The sequence below is a fragment of the Clostridium sp. genome, from assembly GCF_026168755.1.
Classification (GTDB): Bacteria; Bacillota; Clostridia; order Clostridiales; family Clostridiaceae; genus Clostridium.
The window spans coordinates 1-19,041 of record NZ_JAPFDR010000023.1 but is presented as its reverse complement, the minus strand read 5'-3'; the positions used below and the strand labels follow the sequence as shown (position 1 = coordinate 19,041).

The following is a 19,041-nucleotide window of genomic DNA, read 5'->3' as shown; positions in this document are numbered from 1 at the left end:
TACCTCCCAACTATTCTACTATTGCTAATATATCATCTTGTTTTAATATTATATATTCTTCACCGTCAACTTTTACGTCTGTTCCTGCATATTTAGAATATAATACCTTATTTCCAACTTCTACATCCATCGGAACTCTCTTACCTTCTACCATTGCTCCTGGTCCTATTGCTACTACCTTAGCTTCTTGTGGTTGCTCCTTTGCTGTTCCTGTTAAAAGTATTCCGCTCTTTGTAGTTGTTTCAGCTTCTAATTTTTGTATTACTACTCTATCACCTAATGGCTTTATATTCATAAATAAACCCTCCTATATTTTTCTTGTTTAGCACTCACTTCATTAGAGTGCTAACATCTTTATATTTATAATATAATTTTAACTGTAATCTTTCAACAATTACTTTCTATATTATTACCTTACTAAGGTCAAATATTACTAATTATTCTAATTTATTTTCAATTTACTTTGATTTCCATTATTTTTCTAATATTTTTATTATGCAAACTTATATCTTGTTATTATATTATAAAAGCTATGAATTTACTTTAAAAATCATAAACTCATAGCTAGTCATTTTTTTGCAAATTTCCCCTTTTATCAAAGGAATATATTATCTTTCTAAATCAACATCATCAAACTTATTAAGTGCTTCATTTTTAAGTACAGCCTTAATTGTTGTTCCATTATTAATCTTATTAAATGCAGCTTTTGCTCTAAGTGGAGGCACTATTGTTCCTGCACCATTAATACATCCACCCTCACACATCATACCTTCAATAAAGTTTCCTGGTAGTTTTCCCATTTTAGCAAGCATCATAGTCTTTTTACAATCAAGTCCTGAAACTTGAACTGGTTTAAACTCAACATTTACTCCAGAATCTTGTACATAATTCTTAATAGCAGCTGTTAAACCACCTGCTGCACCAAATCCTCTTCCGAATATAGATGCATCATTAACATTCTCTTCTTCACATTCAAATGGATTAACCTCAAATGCTTCAAATAAAGCAAGTAACTCTTCAAATGTTAAAACATAATCAACAGCATCAGCTATTCCTATCCTAACTGCTTCTCCCTTTTTAGCTGTACAAGGTCCTATAAATACAACCTTTGCTTCTGGATCATTTTTCTTAATATATCTAGCTGCTGCAACCATTGGAGAAACTGTTCCTGAAACTCTATCCTTTTCTGTTGGATTAACCTTCTCAATAAAACTTAAGAAGCCTGGACAACAGGAGTTTGTCATATATTTATCTCCTCTTTCCATTCTTTCTACAAATTCATTAGCTTCATGAACTGTAACTGCATCTGCTCCTAATGCTGCCTCTATCATATCTTCAAATCCAATAGCTTTAATTGCATTTCTTATTTTTCCATAATTCATTGTTGGTCCAAATTGCCCTGTTATAGCAGGTGCAACTACTGCATACATTTTTCTATGTCTAGCTAATCTCTTTACAACCGGAACTATTAAGCTCTTGTCTGAAATAGCTCCAAATGGACATGATCTCATACATGAGCCACAATTAACACAAATTTCTTCTTTAATCATAGCTCTTCTATCATCTTGATTTATATCTAAAGCTCCTGTTGGACAAGCTCTCTTACAAGGTCTCATAACTTCTGATATGGCATCATAAGGACATGCTTTTTTACACCCTCCACATTCTTTACATAGCTCTTGATTTATATATGCTCGTCCATTAACAATTGTTATTGCACCAAAATTACATGCTTCTTTACATCTATGTGCAATACAGTTTCTACATGAATCTGTTACATTAAATTTATTTATAGGACATCTATCACAAGCTGCCTCTATAACATAAATAATTTGCTCATCTGGCTTAATATCTATTAATGATTCTTCTGCATTATCACCATTTGCTAAATATCCAGCTGCAAGCTTAGCTCTTTCTAAAACTATAGCTCTTTCTTTATAAACGCAACACCTATAATGTGCTACATCTCCCTTAATAACTTCATAAGGAACTTTTTCAATACTTTCTAAAGTTATATCATCATTTTTAGCAAGCTTTGCTACCTCTGTTAATACCTCATGCTTTAATTTTTTAAGCTGAGTTTCAAACTTAAACATATCATCACTCCCCTGTTTATTGTTCGCTGTATCCCAATTCTAATTATACAATATTTTTCCATTTTCAAGTTATTTTTTTGTAATATTCTGATAATTTTGTTTATATAAATTGTTTTGCATTATAAGACATATTTCCTTAAAATTAGATAAATTATTCTTATTTATTATCAAATAAAAAGCCTAAATCTCCCTTATTTTTAAATATAAAAAGAGCCTTATAAAATAAATTCATAAGACTCCTTAATAATAAATTTTAATAAATTTTATTATCATTCTTTATTATGAAATCAACTAAAGCATCTTTAATACTCTCTATCAATTCAAAATCCACTATAGACATATTATCTGATTCACTATGAACAATGCCGACTATTCCATCTTGACCAATTACTAAAGATGCATCATTCCCTCTTCTAAATGACATATGATCACTACTACCTACTATTCTACCATCTTCATTTCTAGCATATGGAACCATTTCATAATAAACTTTATCCTCATCTAATACCTCTATAAAATCATCATATAATTCTTCACATAATGGGCTAGTATTTTTAATTGCTAAACCTTCATTACCCTTCATGCCTACACAATCAATATTTATATTATACCAATCTTCATAATTCCCCTTAAATTCTTCTACAAATTTTGAACTCCCTATTAACCCTAATTCTTCTGCATTAAAAGCAGCGAAAATTATATCATATTCAGGTTTCTCATTTTTATAATATTTAGTTAAATTTTTAGCTGATTCAAGTAATACTGCTATTCCTGAAGCATTATCAATAGCTCCTTGAATTTTTGTTACTTTTATTTTTGAATCATCACTACTAGATGTTTCTCCTACTCTTTCTCTTACAGTAACATGATCAAGATGAGCAGAAATTACAACTGCTTTAGAGCTATCCTTTCCCTTTATTACTCCAATAATATTATTTACCTTATTGTTATTTTCTTCATTTGGATTAAATATAGATCTCATTTCTTTATTTAAATAAACTTCATGATAAAAACTCCCATCATTAAATGGCTCTAAACCTGCAGCTTCAAAGTAATTCTTTATAAATTCTGCTGATTTAGTATTTTCATCAGTTCCAACAACTCTAGATAAATATTCATCAGATGTAAGCTCACTCATTATACTTTTTACATCTAATTGCTCAGGATTTTTACCTGCTTCAGTATTTAAACTTTCTTCATAAGTTACTATGTCCTTGCTAGACACATCTTTATCTAACGAACTGCTACATCCAGTGAAAAGTAAATTTAAAGCTAATATACTTGATATAATAGATATTAATTTATTTTTTATATTCATAATAATCTCCCTCAATATATTAAATTCTAATCATTTCCCTTATATTTCCCACTTATTATTAAATATATTCCTATTTTTTATCTATCAAATTCTATTTCCCCCTAAACTAAAATTAGTTTCCCAATATTTTTTATAATTTTAATTACTCAACTTTTATATTATTTTCTCTTGCATAATAAAATAAGTATTGTTGTGCAAGGCCTGCAAGCTCTCCAAATTTATCTCTACCAAAAACTCTTATCTTATTTAATGATACATCTGGTGCTAAGTAAAAATGAATCATTGCTCTCTTTATCCATACATCAACTGGAAAAGCTGAATGCTTGCTCATTGAAAATAACATTATGCAATCAGCAACTTTAGCTCCTACACCCATAAAGTTTTGAAGAGCTTTATGACATTCATCAACTGGTAATGACTTTATATACTCCAAATCAAATTGTTGTAATTCTTCATTTAAAGTTCCATTATTTTTAGCTTCAATTGCATCATTAACTTTTAATATAGTATCTATTATGTATTTACTTCTAAAAGATGCTCCTGTTTCCTTTATTTCTTCTAAAGTTGCTTCCTTTAATTGCTCTGGAGTTGGAAAAGCATAATATACATTTCCTTTATACTCAATTTTATCTCCCCATCTTTCAGATATCTTTTTAATAGTTTTCATTATTGAAGGAATACTATTTCTTGCAGATATTATAAAGCTTATTAACATCTCAAAAGGATCTTGATTTAATATTCTTATACCATAACCAAATTCAACACTCTTCTTTAAAAGCTCATCTTTTGATAATTCTTCTTTTACCTCTTCATAATTGACATTTAAATCAAAGTAATCCTTCCATATTTCATCAAAATCTTTCATATTAGTATTAAGAATTATTACTTTGCTTCCATCTTGAATAACTTCTATAACTCTTCTATATGCAACAATTATGTAATTTGTATCACTAATTCTTTCCCATCTAAAGCATTGACCACATTCTAATATTTGTTTTATATTAAAATCTTTAACATTATCTAATATTACTGAATTCTCTTTCTCTATTATATTTGTATAATTCATATTTACACCTCATTATTTATGATAACCCATAAAATTATAATTACTATTTTTTTATTTTTTCTAAGTTTATAATTTTATATTCCATAGAAAATTATTATTAATAAATAGTCTATATTTATTATACTATATTAAGTAATATGATTTTTCAATAATAAAACTTAGACTGCTAAACTTATCTATTTATTGAGTATAATTGCTTATATTCATTTATTATTTCCTCTAGAACCTCAGCTGATACAATCATCATCTTTTCACATCTTCTCTCAGCATCATAATATTTTTCCTTTAGCGGTATACAATCTAACGTTTCCATTCTTCTATTAAATTCACTTAAAAATTTACCTGTCATTTCTCTTACATGAGGACTATTATGCCCTCTATCATCAGTAAACATAATACCTAAAGTTGCTATTGCACCTGTTGCTGCACCGCATGTGCTTCCTATAGCCATTCCACCACCAAATGATGCCATAGTCATTAAAGTTTGTTTAGAAATATTTAAGTTATACTCTTCATTAGCCGCTACAAGAATACATTCAGCACAGTTCAAATCATACTTTTTATCGTAATATTTCATTGTGTTTTCTAATAACATTTAACTATTCTCTCTTTCTATCTTAAATTAAAATTTTTATAAAGTTACATATTCATTTATAACATTAAATACCTTTCCAAGAAGTTGATCCATATTTTTACCTCTTAAGAATTGCATTTCTATTTCTATTCCTCCTGTTAAAAATAACTTAATTTCAGAATCAATATCAAAATGCCCTGCTGTCTCTATTGCATAAGTTACTATCTTGTTATAAGGTATTGCATAATACTCAGTCTTTTTTCCAGTAATACCTTGTTTATCACATATTAATACTTTTTTATTTGTAAATAATGCCGCATCTCTAACAGTCTTTACAGCAAATAAAGCTCGCTCATTTCTACTCACAAAAGCCATTAATGATTGTGGAATTTCTATCTCTCCATAAAAATTAAACACTCTCTTATTATTTTCTTCCATACATAAATTCCTCCCTGATACACATTTGTATCATAAAATTTTATTACAATTATATCATAAAACAATAAAAGGTAACTACCCATCAGCAATTACCTTTTATTATTAAATCAAATCTCATTTTTATTCTTTTTAAATATACAAGCAAATATTTTATAAAATCAATTAAGCATTATAATTGTAGAATCCCCTTCCAGTTTTTCTACCTAACCATCCAGCTCTAACATATTTTCTTAAAGTGCTACTAGCTCTATATTTAGTATCTCCTGTTTCATTATATAAAACATCCATGATAGCTAAACAAACATCTAATCCAATTAAATCTCCTAATGCTAAAGGTCCCATTGGGTGATTTGCACCAAATTTCATAGCTGTATCTATGTCTTCAACTGATGCAATTCCCTCTTGAAGAATAAATGAAGCTTCGTTAATCATTGGGATAAGTATTCTATTAACTACAAATCCTGGTGCTTCTGCTACTTCTACTGGCTCCTTACCAATTGCTAAAGATAATTCCTTAACAGCATCAAAAGTTTCTTGTGATGTAGCCATACCCCTAATAATTTCAACAAGCTTCATTACTGGGGCTGGGTTAAAGAAATGCATTCCTATAACCTTTTCTGGTCTACTAGTTGCTGAAGCAACTTCTGTTATTGATAAAGAAGAAGTATTTGAAGCTAAAATAGTTTCTGGCTTACAAATCTTATCTAACTCAGCAAATATTTCTTTTTTAATTTTCATATTTTCAATTGCAGCTTCAACAACTAAGTCACAGTCTGCAGCTAAATTCATGTCAGTAGTTCCTGAAATCCTAGATAATATCTCTTCCTTAGCTTCCTCTGTCATCTTTCCCTTAGAAACTAATTTAGATAAGCTCTTATTGATTCCAGCAAGTCCTCTTTCAACAAACTCATCCTTTATATCTCTAACGATAACTTCATAACCCTTTTGAGCAAAAGCTTGAACTATTCCAGCACCCATAGTTCCCGCACCTAAAACAAAAATCTTTTCCATAATAATCTCTCTCCTTTATTAAGTGAAAAATTAAAAGTAACTCATTATTAGTTATTAACATAGAAATTAAAATTTGGAAGTTAGAAATTAAAATTTTAAACATATTTTACTTCAAATTAAGTACTTATTAATTTTTCACCTTATTAATTCTCAAATATCCCATTTTTATTTATATAATTTTATACCTTTTACCCATACTATATTAAACTCTGCAAACTAACGGTTCTTCAGTTTCTACAGATTCTTTTAACTTGTTTACCATTTCTGGTATAACCTTATTTAAATCACCAACTATGGCGTAATCAGCAACCTTCATAATTGGAGCAGTTTCATCTTTATTAATAGCTATTATCATATCTGCTTCTTGCATACCAGCAACATGTTGAATTGCCCCTGAAATACCACAAGCAATATATATTGTTGGTCTTACAGTCTTACCAGTTTGTCCAACTTGATAATCTCTTTCTACCCATCCTTTATCTACTGCACCTCTTGATGCACCAACAACTCCTCCTAAAACAGTTGCTAACTCTTTTAAAAGTTCAAAGTTTTCTTTACTTCCAACTCCTCTACCACCAGCAACTATAACTTTAGCTTCGCTGATATCAACTATATCTTTGTTAGCTTTAACTATTTCTAAAACTGTAGTTCTAATATCTGATGCTTCTAAATTAACCTCAACCTTTTCTATATTATAATTCTCTTTCTTTTCAGTTAATTTTGAAAATACTCCTGGTCTTACTGTAGCCATTTGTGGTCTATGATTCGGACAAGCAATTGTTGCCATTAAGTTACCACCAAATGCAGGTCTTGTTGCAAGTAAATCTCCATTAGTAACATCTACTTCTAAAGATGTACAATCTGCAGTTAATCCTGTTGAAAGTCTAGCTGCAACTCTTGGACCTAAATCTCTACCTATGAAAGTAGCTCCAATAAATAATATTCCTGGCTTTCTTTCATTTGCTAAATCACAAAGAACTTTTGTATATCCATCTGTTGTATAATTTTCTAATTCTTCATGTTCAGCTACTAGTATTTCATCAGCACCATGTTCACCTAAAATATCAGCTAAACAAGCTACATTATTTCCTAATAATACAGCAGTAAGATTAACTCCTAATTCATCTGCTAACCTTCTACCTTCTCCTAATATTTCTAAAGAAACCTTTTGTAATTCACCATTTCTTTGTTCAGCGAATACCCAAACGCCATTATATTCTGCTATATTCATCTCCAATTACCCTCCTATTATCTTAGATATAGTGCTTTTCTTTTAACTTTCCTAAAACATATGCTACTGCTTCTGGAGCTGATTCCTTAACAATTTCTCCTGCGCCCTTAGCTTCTTTAGTCATTGATTTTTTAACCTTTGTTGGTGAACCCTTTAATCCTAGTTCTTCAACTGGTACATCAATATCTGCTGCAGTCATCATTTTTACTTCTTTATCTACTGTATCAAATATATATTGAACGTTCATATATCTTGGATGATTTAATTCTTCAATTGCTGTTAAAAGAACTGGAGTTTGAGCTCTTATTAATTCATATCCATCTTCTAATGCTCTATTAACTATTAATCCATCCTCATCAATTTTAACATCTTGTACATATGTTACTTGAGGAACATTTAAGTGTTCTGCTATTTCTGGTCCAACTTGTGCAGTATCTCCATCTATAGCTTGTCTTCCAGCAAAAATTATATCGTATTCTAATTCTTTAATTGCTGCTGCAATTGTTTTTGAAGTTGCTAATGTATCAGCTCCTCCAAATGCTCTATCAGTTAAAAGAATAGCTTCATCTGCTCCCATACACAAAGCTTCTCTTAATGCATTCTTTGCTTGAGGAGGTCCCATGCTAATTACAGTCACGTGTGCCCCATAATTGTCTTTTAATTGTAATGCAGCTTCTAAAGCATGCTTATCTTCTGGATTTATTATTGAAGGAACACCATCTCTTATAAGAGTTCCTGTTTTTGGATCAATTTTTACAACAGTTGTATCTGGTACTTGTTTTAAACAAACTACTATTTTCATTATTAAAGCCTCCCCTTATCTTAATGCAGCGCCTGCAATAACCATCTTTTGAACTTCTGAAGTTCCTTCATAGATTTCAGTTATTTTAGCATCTCTCATCATTCTTTCAACCGGATATTCCTTAGTATATCCGTATCCACCATGAAGTTGAACAGCCTTAGTTGTTACATCCATAGCAACTTCAGCAGCAAATAATTTTGCTTTGGCAGCATCTACTGAATACGGAAGCTTATTTTGTTTAAGCCATGCAGCTTTATAAACTAATAACTTAGCAGCTTCAATTTTTGTTTCCATCTCAGCAATCATCCATTGTAATCCTTGGAATGCTGATAAAGATCTACCAAATTGTTTTCTTTCTTTCATATATTTAATAGTTTCCTCATAAGCTCCTTCTGCAATTCCTAAAGCTTGAGCAGCTATACCAATTCTTCCTCCATCAAGAGTTTTCATTGCTATACCAAATCCCTTACCTTCTTTACCAATTAAGTTTTCTTTTGGAACTATACAGTTTTCAAATATAAGCTCAGTTGTAGAAGATGCTCTAATTCCTAACTTATCTTCTTTTTTACCAATTGAGAATCCAGGGAAGCCTTTTTCAACTATGAAAGCTGATATTCCTCTAGTTCCTTGTGACTTATCAGTCATAGCAAATACTATGAAAGTCTCAGCAACACCACCATTTGTGATGAATATCTTAGAACCATTTAAAATATAATTATCTCCATCTAATACAGCTGTAGTTTGTTGTCCTGCAGCATCTGTACCTGCACCCGGTTCAGTTAAACCAAAAGCACCGATCTTTTCGCCTTTAGCAAGTGGTACTAAATATTTTTCTTTTTGTGCTGGAGTTCCGTTTTCATATATTAATGAAGCACAAAGCGAAGTATGAGCTGAAACAATAACCCCTGTTGTTCCACAAACTTTTGATAATTCTTCTACTGAGATGATATATGATAATACATCTCCACCAGCTCCACCTAACTCTTTAGGAAATGGTATACCCATCATTCCTAGTTCAGCCATTTTCTTTACATTTTCCATTGGAAATCTTTCTGTTTCATCAATTTCAGCAGCTATTGGTTTTACTTCATTAACTGCAAATTCTCTTACCATTTGTCTTACTAACTCTTGTTCTCTAGTTAATCCAAAATTCATTGCTTTTTTACCTCCCTGCAATACCCTCATTTATGTGTACAATACACTTGCTTATATATTTAAATTTAATTAAATAACTACTTATTTTGGAAGTTCTTTGCTCTTCTTTCTAAGAATGCAGTCATTCCTTCCACTTGATCTTCAGAATCAAAGCATTTACCGAAATCTTCTGCTTCAATTTCAATAGCTTTATCTATATCTACTTGCATACCCCTATTAATGGCATCCTTACAAAGCTTAACTGCTATTGGCGCATTGGCACAAATAGTAGATGCCATTTTTTTAGCTTCTTCCATTAAACTTTCTACTGGAACAACTTTATTAACTAACCCAATTCTTAAAGCTTCTTCAGCATTAATCATTGCACAAGTATAAATTAATTCTTTAGCCTTTCCTAAACCAACTATTCTAGGTAATCTTTGAGTCCCTCCAAATCCTGGTGTAATTCCAAGTCCAGCTTCTGGTTGAGCAAACTTTGCTTTTTCTGAAGCTATTCTTATATCACATGCCATAGCAAGTTCACAACCTCCACCTAAAGCAAATCCTGAAATTGCAGCTATAACAGGCTTGTCTAAATTCTCTAATCTTCTAAATACTCTATTACCTAAAATACCAAATTCCTCTCCACCTTTAGAATCTAAATACTTCATTTCAGATATATCTGCCCCAGCAACAAAAGATTTTTCCCCTGATCCTGTAAGTATTACACAATAAACATTACTATCTTTCTCAATATTTGTAATAGCTAAATCTAAATCCTTCAAAGTATCTGAATTTAGAGCGTTTAATGCTTTGGGTCTGTTTATTGTTATAACAGCTAAATTTCCATCCTTCTCAAGAGTTATATTCTTTAACTCTTCCTTTAAAATAACATTTTTAATTTCCATAAAATCTCCTCCTATCATACCCAATCTATACCATAAATACCCCTTTATTGTTAGATAATTAACAAAGAATCTTAAAAAAAACTCTCTTTTTTCTTTTTCTTTGGTTAGAAGATTCTGAATAATCTTAACTCACTTATAATTATAATATCTAAATTTATCATTTGCAATTAATATTTTCTTAATTAGTATATAAATTACATTTATTCAATCTATTTCTACGAATACGTTTTCTACATTCTTCCTACTTTGCATTGTATAATTATTAACATCTATGACTACATATACTTACTAATGTTAATTTTTTAATTTTAATTGATACAACTTTTCTTACCATTTCAAGATCTTTATAGCTTCTTGTACAAAAAAAATAGTTGTTGCTCTTAAGCAACAACTATTTTAATTCTCTTTCATCAGATATACTAAAGTTAATAAACTTTCTGATAAATGAACATTTTCTACCTTCACTTCATCAGGTACAACTAAATCTACAGGTGCAAAGTTCCAAATCCCTTTCACTCCACCCCTAACTAGCATATCAGTAACTTTTTGTGCATTAATTCTTGGAACGCATATAATTCCAATATCTACAGTCTTTTCTTGTAAGTATTGAGCTAATGTATCTATATCTTTAATTTCAATATCTCTAATTCTCATTCCTATAAGCTTTGGATTAGCATCAAAAATACACTCAATAGATAAACCAGATTCGGAAAATCTATTATAGTTTGCAATTGCCTGACCTAAATTACCTGCCCCAATTATTACTCCTGTATATTCTTTATCTAATCCTAAAATTAAACTTATTTGTTTATATAGCTCTTTTACATTATATCCGTACCCCTGTTGTCCAAAGTCTCCAAAATTATTTAAATCTTGTCTTATTTGAGATGCTGTAAATCCAATTTTTTCACCTAATTCTTTAGATGAAATTCTATCTACTTCATTTCTCATTAACTCTTTCAAATATCTATGGTATTTTGGTAATCTTTTAATTACTGCCATAGAAACATTTTTCTTTTTGTCCATAGTATATGAATCTCCTTAATAAACTTCAATAATATTCCTATCCCAATCAAACTTTGATAATATAATAACATAGTTTTTATTTTTTTTCTATATTTTAATATATAAGTAAATTTTTTTATTATAATTTTCAAAATTAGTTTTTACTATTTTATTTAATTTTATTAATTTTTACATATGAAAACTTTTTAAAAGATTGGTAAACTTTCGTACTTATTTAAAAAATAGAGACTTATGTATAACTTAGCAGATCAGTTATACATAAGTCTCGTATAGAAGCAAAGTCAGATATTATGGACTATCTGACTTATATACAAGAATCAAAGTGATCTTGTATGCTATGCCCTTACGCCTAAAATGTTCTCGACTTACTTTATTATAAGTCAATTAGATATTCCTTGTCAATATTTATCGAATTATTCTCATTGAATTTAAAACTGCTATTAATGTTACTCCCACATCTGCAAAAACTGCAGCCCACATATTCGTTAAACCTACTATAACTAATAACATTACTATAAATTTAATCCCTAATGAGAATATAATATTTTGCCATAAAATTATATTAGTTTTTCTAGATACCCTTATAGATTCTGATATTTCTTCAATTTTATCTTTCATTAAAACAACATCAGCTGCTTCTATGGCTGCATCTGAACCTATTCCTCCCATTGCAACCCCTATATCAGCTCTTGCTAAAACTGGCGCATCATTTATTCCATCCCCAACAAATAATACCTTACCTTTTGAGGTTCTTTTATTTAATATTTCTTCTACCTTACTTACCTTATCTCCAGGTAAAAGCTCTGAATATACTTCATCTATTCCTATATCCTTTGCTACTTTTTCAGCTACACTTTTATTATCACCTGTAAGCATTATAGTTCTCTTTATTCCAACCTCTTTTAATTCAGATAATGACTCTTTAACATTTTCTTTTATTTCATCTGAAATAACTATATTCCCTTTATACTCACCATTAATAGCAACATGAACTATTGTACCTATAGAGTCTATATCATTATAATCTATATTGTTACTCTTCATTAATTTGCTATTACCAAGTAAAACATTATTTCCTTTTATAGATACCTCTATTCCATGACCTGAAATTTCTTTATAATCTTTTATTTCATCTTTGTTGACTTTCTTTCCATAAGCTTTTGCTATTGATACTGCAATTGGATGATTTGAAAGTGACTCTCCCATAGCAGTAATCTCTAATAATTCTTCTTCACTCATATTTATAGAATTTACTTCTGTCACTTCAAATATACCCTTTGTTAAAGTTCCAGTCTTATCAAATACTACTATCTCACTATCCTTAAGTGCCTCTAAATAATTTCCACCCTTAACTAAAATACCTTTTTTAGAAGCAGCTCCTATTCCTGAGAAAAAGCCTAATGGAATTGAAACAACTAAAGCACAAGGACAAGATACAACTAATATAGAAAGTGCTTTATAAATCCACTCTGAAAAAGTAGCATCTTTAATTATAATAGGTGGTATTATAGCCACTAATACAGCAATTGCAACTACTATAGGTGTATACACTTTTGCAAATTTAGTTATAAATTTTTCTGTTGGAGCTTTCTTATTAGATGCATTTTCAACTAACTCTAATATTCTAGCAACTGTTGATTCTCCATACTCCTTATCTACTTTAACTTTTAAAACACCATTATTATTTATTGAACCTGATAATATTTCATTCCCACTTGTAACTTCACGAGGTACTGATTCTCCTGTCAATGCAGAAGTATCTACAAAACTTCTTCCCTCCAAAACAGTACCATCTAAAGGTACTCTTTCCCCTGGTTTAACAATAATAGTTTCATCTATTGCTACTTCTTCTGGTGATACCTTGATTTCCTTTCCGCTCCTTAAAACATTTGCGTAATCAGCTCTTATATTCATAAGAGAAGATATTGATTTTCTTGATTTATTTACAGCATATCCTTGGAATACTTCCCCTATTTGATAAAACAACATAACTGCAACAGCTTCCGGGTATTCTCCAATAAAGAATGCTCCTATTGTAGCAATACTCATTAAGAAGTTTTCATCAAAAATTTCCCCCCTTATGATATTCTTAATAGCATTTAATATTACCTCTCCACCTATTATCAAATAACTTACCCCAAATAAAATAAATGATAATAAGTTTTCATTGCTTTTATAAGCTAATGCAATAATATAAACTATAGCTCCTATTATTAGTAATAAGTTATCTTTAACATACCCTAAAAAACCATTATTTTCTTTGAATTCATGAGTATGACTATGACCATGATGTTCCTCATTATTACTTTCATGGTCATGTCTATCAGTACAACCCCTACTACTACATCCTGCTTTATTAACTTTTATATCTTTATTATCTGATTTTTCAATTACCTTAACATGAGGTTCTAACTTTTTAATTATTGATTTAATTTCATTTACTATATTATTTTTTTCTTCATCTCCATTAATCTCTACTGTTAATACTGTTGTTGAAAAATTTAATGAGGCATTTTCTACTCCATTTATTTTATTAACTTTCGCTTCTATTTTATTGGCACAATTAGCACAATTTAATCCACTCAAAACTAACTTAATTTCCATACAATATTGTCCCCCTTATTCCTTAATCATATCTACTCAGTGATATGTTTTAAACCTTCATCAAATATATGCTTAATATGCTCATCATCTAAAGAATAATAAATTATTTTTCCTGCTCTTCTAAATTTAACAAGTCTAGAAGACTTTAAGACTCTTAATTGATGAGATATTGCTGATTGACTAACATTTAATAAAGCTGATAAATCACAAACACACATTTCCGATTCAAATAATGCACAAAGTATTTTTATTCTTGTACTATCTCCAAAAACTTTAAATAACTCTGCTAAATCATACAAGGTCTCATCTTCTGGTAATTTTTCCTTTACTTCGCTGACTACTTCTCCATGTATAACATTACAACTGCAACTTTCAATATTATTAACTTTAGTTTTCATAAGTATATTCGCTCCTATCATATATAGTATTTGTATTTAAAATAATATTTATTTTTATAATTTAATATATGAATAATTGTTCATATGTTATATTGTTATTATATGCTTATCTTATTAAAATAGTCAACATTATTTTCCCAAATAATTCTTTTATTTTTATATAATATAAAAGTACCCAAATTAGTAACCTAATCTGAGTACTTAACTATTATAACTTTTTTTAAGCTATGCTATATTTTTTAATCTAGTATTTAAAACTTCACTTTTTGATTTTTTATTTTTTATTATTTCTCCTATAACCTTAGTAAATTGAATTATTAATGTTGGTATAAATGCTAATACATATATTGTAATATATTGGCTCACCATTAAGTTCTCTACCTCAAATAACACTTGAAGTCCAGGAATAAATAATACTGCATTCAATAATACTAATCCTATTCCAAATGCATACCAAACATATTTATTAGAGAATACCCCTAATTTAAATATTGATCCTTTACCTCTGCAATTGAATCCATGGAATAATCTAGCTAAACAAAGTGTTGCAAATGCCATAGTTGATGCTGTTAAAGGTGTTTGCATAGGATTTCCTAAATAAAAAGCAATTATTGTAAATATAGCAATTAATAAACCTTCTACTCCTAATCCTAATAAGAAATCTTTACTTAAAATAGATTCATCCTTACCTCTTGGTTTATCTTTTAATAAGTCTCTATTTGATTGTTCCATACCTATTGCTATAGCTGGTAAACTATCTGTTAAAAGATTTATAAACAATAAATGTACAGCTGCAAAAGGCATTGGTAATGCCATAATTGAAGAATATAAAACTGCAATTATCCCTGACGTATTACCTGATAATAAAAACTTTATAGAATTTTTTATATTGTTATAAATACTTCTACCATTAGAAACAGATTTTACTATAGTAGCAAAATTATCATCTGTTAAAATTACTGAAGCCGCATCTTTAGATACTTCAGTACCTGTTATACCCATAGCTATACCTATGTCTGCTTGTTTTAACGCCGGAGCATCATTTACACCATCACCAGTCATAGCAACTATTTGTCCCTTTTCTTGCCATGCTCTTACAATTCTGATTTTATGCTCTGGAGATACTCTTGCATAAACAGATATATGTTCAATATTTTCTTTTAACTCCTCATCTGACATTTTATCTATTTCTAATCCTTCGATTGCTCTATCTCCATCTCTTAAGATACCTATTTCTTTAGCTATAGCTGATGCTGTTATTTTATGGTCTCCAGTAATCATTATTGGCTTTATACCTGCCATTATACAATCTGCAACAGCTTGTTTACTTTCTTCTCTTGGTGGATCAATCATTGAAATTAATCCTATAAAAGTATAATTATATTCATCATTTAAATTTAATTCTTTAACCTCATCTAACTCTTTATATGCAAACGATAATACTCTTAAACCAGACTCTGATAACCTTCTATTTACATTTAATATTTCATTTTTATCATTTTCTGTTAACTCTCTTACTCCATCTGAAGTCATTATAAATTTAACTCTATCTAATATAACGTCCAAAGCACCTTTAGTAAACATGACATTCTTATTATCAATTTTATGAAGTGTACTCATAAGTTTTCTATCTGAGTCAAATGGAATTTCTGCTAATCTCTCATATTTGCTTCTTAACTCTATTTCATTTATTAAAATTTCATGTCCTAAGTTTACTAATGCTACTTCTGTTGGATCTCCAATTTCTTTTCCATCCTTAGAAGTTGAATCATTACATAAAATAGAATTTTTAATTAAATATTCTTCAACCTTATTATCTAATGAAATCTCAGAGCCATTAATTAAATTTCCATCAACATATACTTTTCTTACTGTCATTTTATTTTGGGTTAAAGTACCTGTTTTATCTGAACATATTATAGAAACTGAGCCTAATCCTTCAACAGCTCTAAGTTTTTTTATAATTGCATTTTCCTTAGCCATCTTTTGAGTTCCTAATGCTAAAACAATAGTAACTATAGAACTTAAAGCTTCTGGAATAGCTGCAACCGCTAAAGCAACTGCAAACATTAATGACTCAAGAACTGGCATTTTTCTATATAAAGATAATCCAAATACAATTACACATATAACTAATATTATAATAGCAAGCTTTTTACTAAAGTCATCTAAACTAACTTGAAGTGGAGTTTTCTTTTCTTGAGTCTCCTCCATAAGAGTAGCTATTTTACCTATTTCTGTTTTCATACCTGTACTTGTAACAACAACTAATGCTCTACCATAAGTTACTAGAGATCCAGAAAAGACCATATTTTTTTGATCACCTAAAGCTACTTCCTGACTTTCTATCTTATCAGTAACTTTATCTACACTTAATGACTCTCCTGTAAGTGAGCTTTCATTTACTTGTAATGAATAACTTTCTATTACTCTACCATCAGCAGTAATTAAATCTCCTGCTTCTAAAACTAAAATATCCCCTGGAACAACATCTTTTGATGGTACCTCTATCTTTTTTCCATCTCTTATTACTTTTGCAGATGGTGCTGATAATGCTTTTAACGAATCCAAAGATTGTTCTGCCTTAAAATGTTGAACTGTTCCTAATATTGCATTTAAAATTATTACAGCAAATATTACAATAGTGCTTTCTACATTGTCACTTAGCATAGATATTATTCCAGCTGCAATTAAAATAAATATTAACAAATCCTTGAACTGACTAAAGAACACTTGTACAACACTTTTCTTCTTTTTTTGATTTAACTCATTAAACCCATAAGAAGATAAATTTTCTTCTGCTTGTCTACTACTTAATCCTTCTTTCGATACATTAAATTCTTTTAACGACTCTTCTGTAGTTTTACAAAAATAATTTTCCATAAAATCCTCCTCTTTCTAATAAAAAATTTTTATAATTACTTTAGTCACTTTTATTAATAAATAAAAAAGAGACCCTTAATATAATCCTCAACTTAAGTATAGATAACTTAAGGATTATATTAAAAGTCTCGTAACCAAACTGGTATATAACACCAGGCAAAAGCCGCGATTGTTGATGCTATATTTTTTACTACTCCCCTTTAATAGAGATATTTTCTTTTATAGAAATTATTATATTCCAGTAAAATCAATTTGTCAATTATTAGCCATAATATTTTTAAAATAAATTATTTTTATTGTAATAATTAATAAAAATATACTTTTATAAAATATTAAGAATATTTTATTTAATTATTTGTATTTTTATGGTACAATTAATTCATAAACCTACCAGGCAAAAATAGGTTTGAGACAGGGGTAGTCTGCTAATGCTCCTGTTTTTGTGTTTTTAAAGCACATTTTGTAATCGTTTATAGAAATCGTTTAACTTTTATTAAGATATTTTAAAATTATATTTATAAAAAAACGCATCATTTTATAATTTGATGCGTTTTTATTATCACTATATAAAATTTAATACTATTTATAATTTCTTAATTAAATAAACTCTATAATTCCTTTTCCTAACTTTCCAATCCTAGCTAAAGAGCAAACATCATATCCTTTTTCATCTAAAATAGCTCGTCCTGGTTGAAATGATTTTTCTATTACTATTCCTACTCCTCCAACCTTTGCTCCAGCTTCTTCAATTAACCTTATAGCACCTAAAGCTGCTTCACCATTTGCTAAAAAATCATCTATTACTAATATATTATCTTCTGGAGAAATATATTGTTTTGATAATGTCAATTCATAATCAGAACCTTTTGTAAATGAATGTACTGTTGTTTGATATACATCTCCACTTAGAATTTTAGAGCTTTGCTTTTTTAATGTAACCATAGGAAGCTCCATCTGCATTGCTGTCATTACTGTAGGTGCTATTCCTGAACTTTCAATAGTAAATATTTTAGTAATTCCATGATTTTTATAATATTCCTTAAAATAAGTTCCTATATCATACATTAATCTTGCGTCTACACCATGATTTAAAAATGAATCAACCTTTAATACAGTTTCACTTAATGCTCTACCTTCTTGTAATATACGTTCTTTTAAAATATCCATTATCTTTTCTCTCCTCCACAAAAACCTTTATAAAAAAATAAACACCTCATATAAATTGAGGTGTTGACACTACTTATACATAAAAAAATATAATTTCAACTCCTCGTAGTCTACTGTTTTACGGTCAGTAGGTAGAAACTTTCGGACCAATTACCGATTTTATACGAGATTTTTACAAATTCACTTATTGGTATTATACCACGAACATTATTGTTGTAAATATATATTTTATTTTCATATATTTTAATGCGAATCAATATTTAAAATTTTAATAAAAAAAGAAACATTGCAATAAAAATTAGTTAGAATTAAAGTATGAAAAAAGAAACAATTCTTAAACTAATTGAATTATATTGCTATGTTTCTGCTATCTATGATAGCAGAT

16 protein-coding genes and 1 riboswitch are annotated in these 19,041 nt (G+C 29.2%); all 16 genes read right to left on the bottom strand.

Annotated elements, in window-relative coordinates:
* Positions 1–10: 10 nt before the first annotated feature.
* The gene (gene groES / locus Q0Y03_RS09595; protein ID WP_133016411.1) at positions 11–295 is read right to left on the bottom strand and encodes a co-chaperone GroES; all 285 of its coding nucleotides are present in this window, start codon (positions 293–295) and stop codon (positions 11–13) included.
* A 313-nt stretch (positions 296–608) separates the two neighbouring features.
* Positions 609–2,096 carry a 4Fe-4S dicluster domain-containing protein gene (locus tag Q0Y03_RS09590; protein WP_297713606.1) on the bottom strand — a complete coding sequence of 496 codons (1,488 nt, stop codon included), beginning with the start codon at positions 2,094–2,096 and terminating at the stop codon, positions 609–611.
* A gap of 253 nt (positions 2,097–2,349) precedes the next feature.
* On the bottom strand, positions 2,350–3,414 hold the full coding sequence (locus tag Q0Y03_RS09585) for a M28 family peptidase (protein WP_297713605.1): 1,065 nt from the start codon (positions 3,412–3,414) through the stop codon (positions 2,350–2,352).
* 142 nt (positions 3,415–3,556) lie between these two features.
* Positions 3,557–4,480 (bottom strand): DNA glycosylase, encoded by a 924-nt coding sequence (locus Q0Y03_RS09580; RefSeq protein ID WP_297713604.1) that lies wholly within the window; start codon positions 4,478–4,480, stop codon positions 3,557–3,559.
* A gap of 172 nt (positions 4,481–4,652) precedes the next feature.
* Positions 4,653–5,075: a C-GCAxxG-C-C family (seleno)protein gene (locus tag Q0Y03_RS09575; RefSeq protein ID WP_297713603.1), complete on the bottom strand. Its 423-nt coding sequence runs from the start codon at positions 5,073–5,075 to the stop codon at positions 4,653–4,655.
* Positions 5,076–5,111: 36 nt separating this feature from the next.
* Complete coding sequence (locus Q0Y03_RS09570) at positions 5,112–5,492, bottom strand: PH domain-containing protein (protein WP_297713602.1); 381 nt, start codon at positions 5,490–5,492, stop codon at positions 5,112–5,114.
* 162 nt (positions 5,493–5,654) lie between these two features.
* Positions 5,655–6,503 carry a 3-hydroxybutyryl-CoA dehydrogenase gene (locus Q0Y03_RS09565; protein ID WP_297713601.1) on the bottom strand — a complete coding sequence of 283 codons (849 nt, stop codon included), beginning with the start codon at positions 6,501–6,503 and terminating at the stop codon, positions 5,655–5,657.
* Positions 6,504–6,705: 202 nt separating this feature from the next.
* Positions 6,706–7,734, bottom strand: a complete 1,029-nt coding sequence (locus Q0Y03_RS09560; RefSeq protein WP_297713600.1) for an electron transfer flavoprotein subunit alpha/FixB family protein — start codon at positions 7,732–7,734, stop codon at positions 6,706–6,708.
* A 22-nt stretch (positions 7,735–7,756) separates the two neighbouring features.
* On the bottom strand, positions 7,757–8,536 hold the full coding sequence (locus Q0Y03_RS09555; RefSeq protein WP_297713599.1) for an electron transfer flavoprotein subunit beta/FixA family protein: 780 nt from the start codon (positions 8,534–8,536) through the stop codon (positions 7,757–7,759).
* A 15-nt stretch (positions 8,537–8,551) separates the two neighbouring features.
* Positions 8,552–9,691: an acyl-CoA dehydrogenase gene (locus Q0Y03_RS09550; RefSeq protein WP_297713598.1), complete on the bottom strand. Its 1,140-nt coding sequence runs from the start codon at positions 9,689–9,691 to the stop codon at positions 8,552–8,554.
* A gap of 77 nt (positions 9,692–9,768) precedes the next feature.
* Positions 9,769–10,578, bottom strand: a complete 810-nt coding sequence (locus tag Q0Y03_RS09545; protein ID WP_297713597.1) for a short-chain-enoyl-CoA hydratase — start codon at positions 10,576–10,578, stop codon at positions 9,769–9,771.
* A gap of 396 nt (positions 10,579–10,974) precedes the next feature.
* Positions 10,975–11,604, bottom strand: coding sequence for a redox-sensing transcriptional repressor Rex (locus tag Q0Y03_RS09540; RefSeq protein WP_297713596.1), 630 nt, complete (start codon positions 11,602–11,604; stop codon positions 10,975–10,977).
* Between the two features lie 405 nt (positions 11,605–12,009).
* A complete protein-coding gene (locus Q0Y03_RS09535) occupies positions 12,010–14,208 on the bottom strand; it encodes a heavy metal translocating P-type ATPase (RefSeq protein ID WP_297713595.1) in 2,199 nt (732 codons plus the stop codon).
* Between the two features lie 32 nt (positions 14,209–14,240).
* A complete protein-coding gene (locus tag Q0Y03_RS09530; RefSeq protein ID WP_297713594.1) occupies positions 14,241–14,606 on the bottom strand; it encodes a metalloregulator ArsR/SmtB family transcription factor in 366 nt (121 codons plus the stop codon).
* Between the two features lie 225 nt (positions 14,607–14,831).
* Entirely contained in the window at positions 14,832–17,489 is a 2,658-nt protein-coding gene (locus Q0Y03_RS09525) for a cation-translocating P-type ATPase (protein WP_297713592.1), read from the bottom strand.
* Positions 17,490–18,086: 597 nt separating this feature from the next.
* On the bottom strand, positions 18,087–18,656 hold the full coding sequence (locus Q0Y03_RS09520; protein WP_297713591.1) for a xanthine phosphoribosyltransferase: 570 nt from the start codon (positions 18,654–18,656) through the stop codon (positions 18,087–18,089).
* Positions 18,657–18,742: 86 nt separating this feature from the next.
* Positions 18,743–18,843, bottom strand: a riboswitch (purine riboswitch).
* Positions 18,844–19,041: the final 198 nt, after the last annotated feature.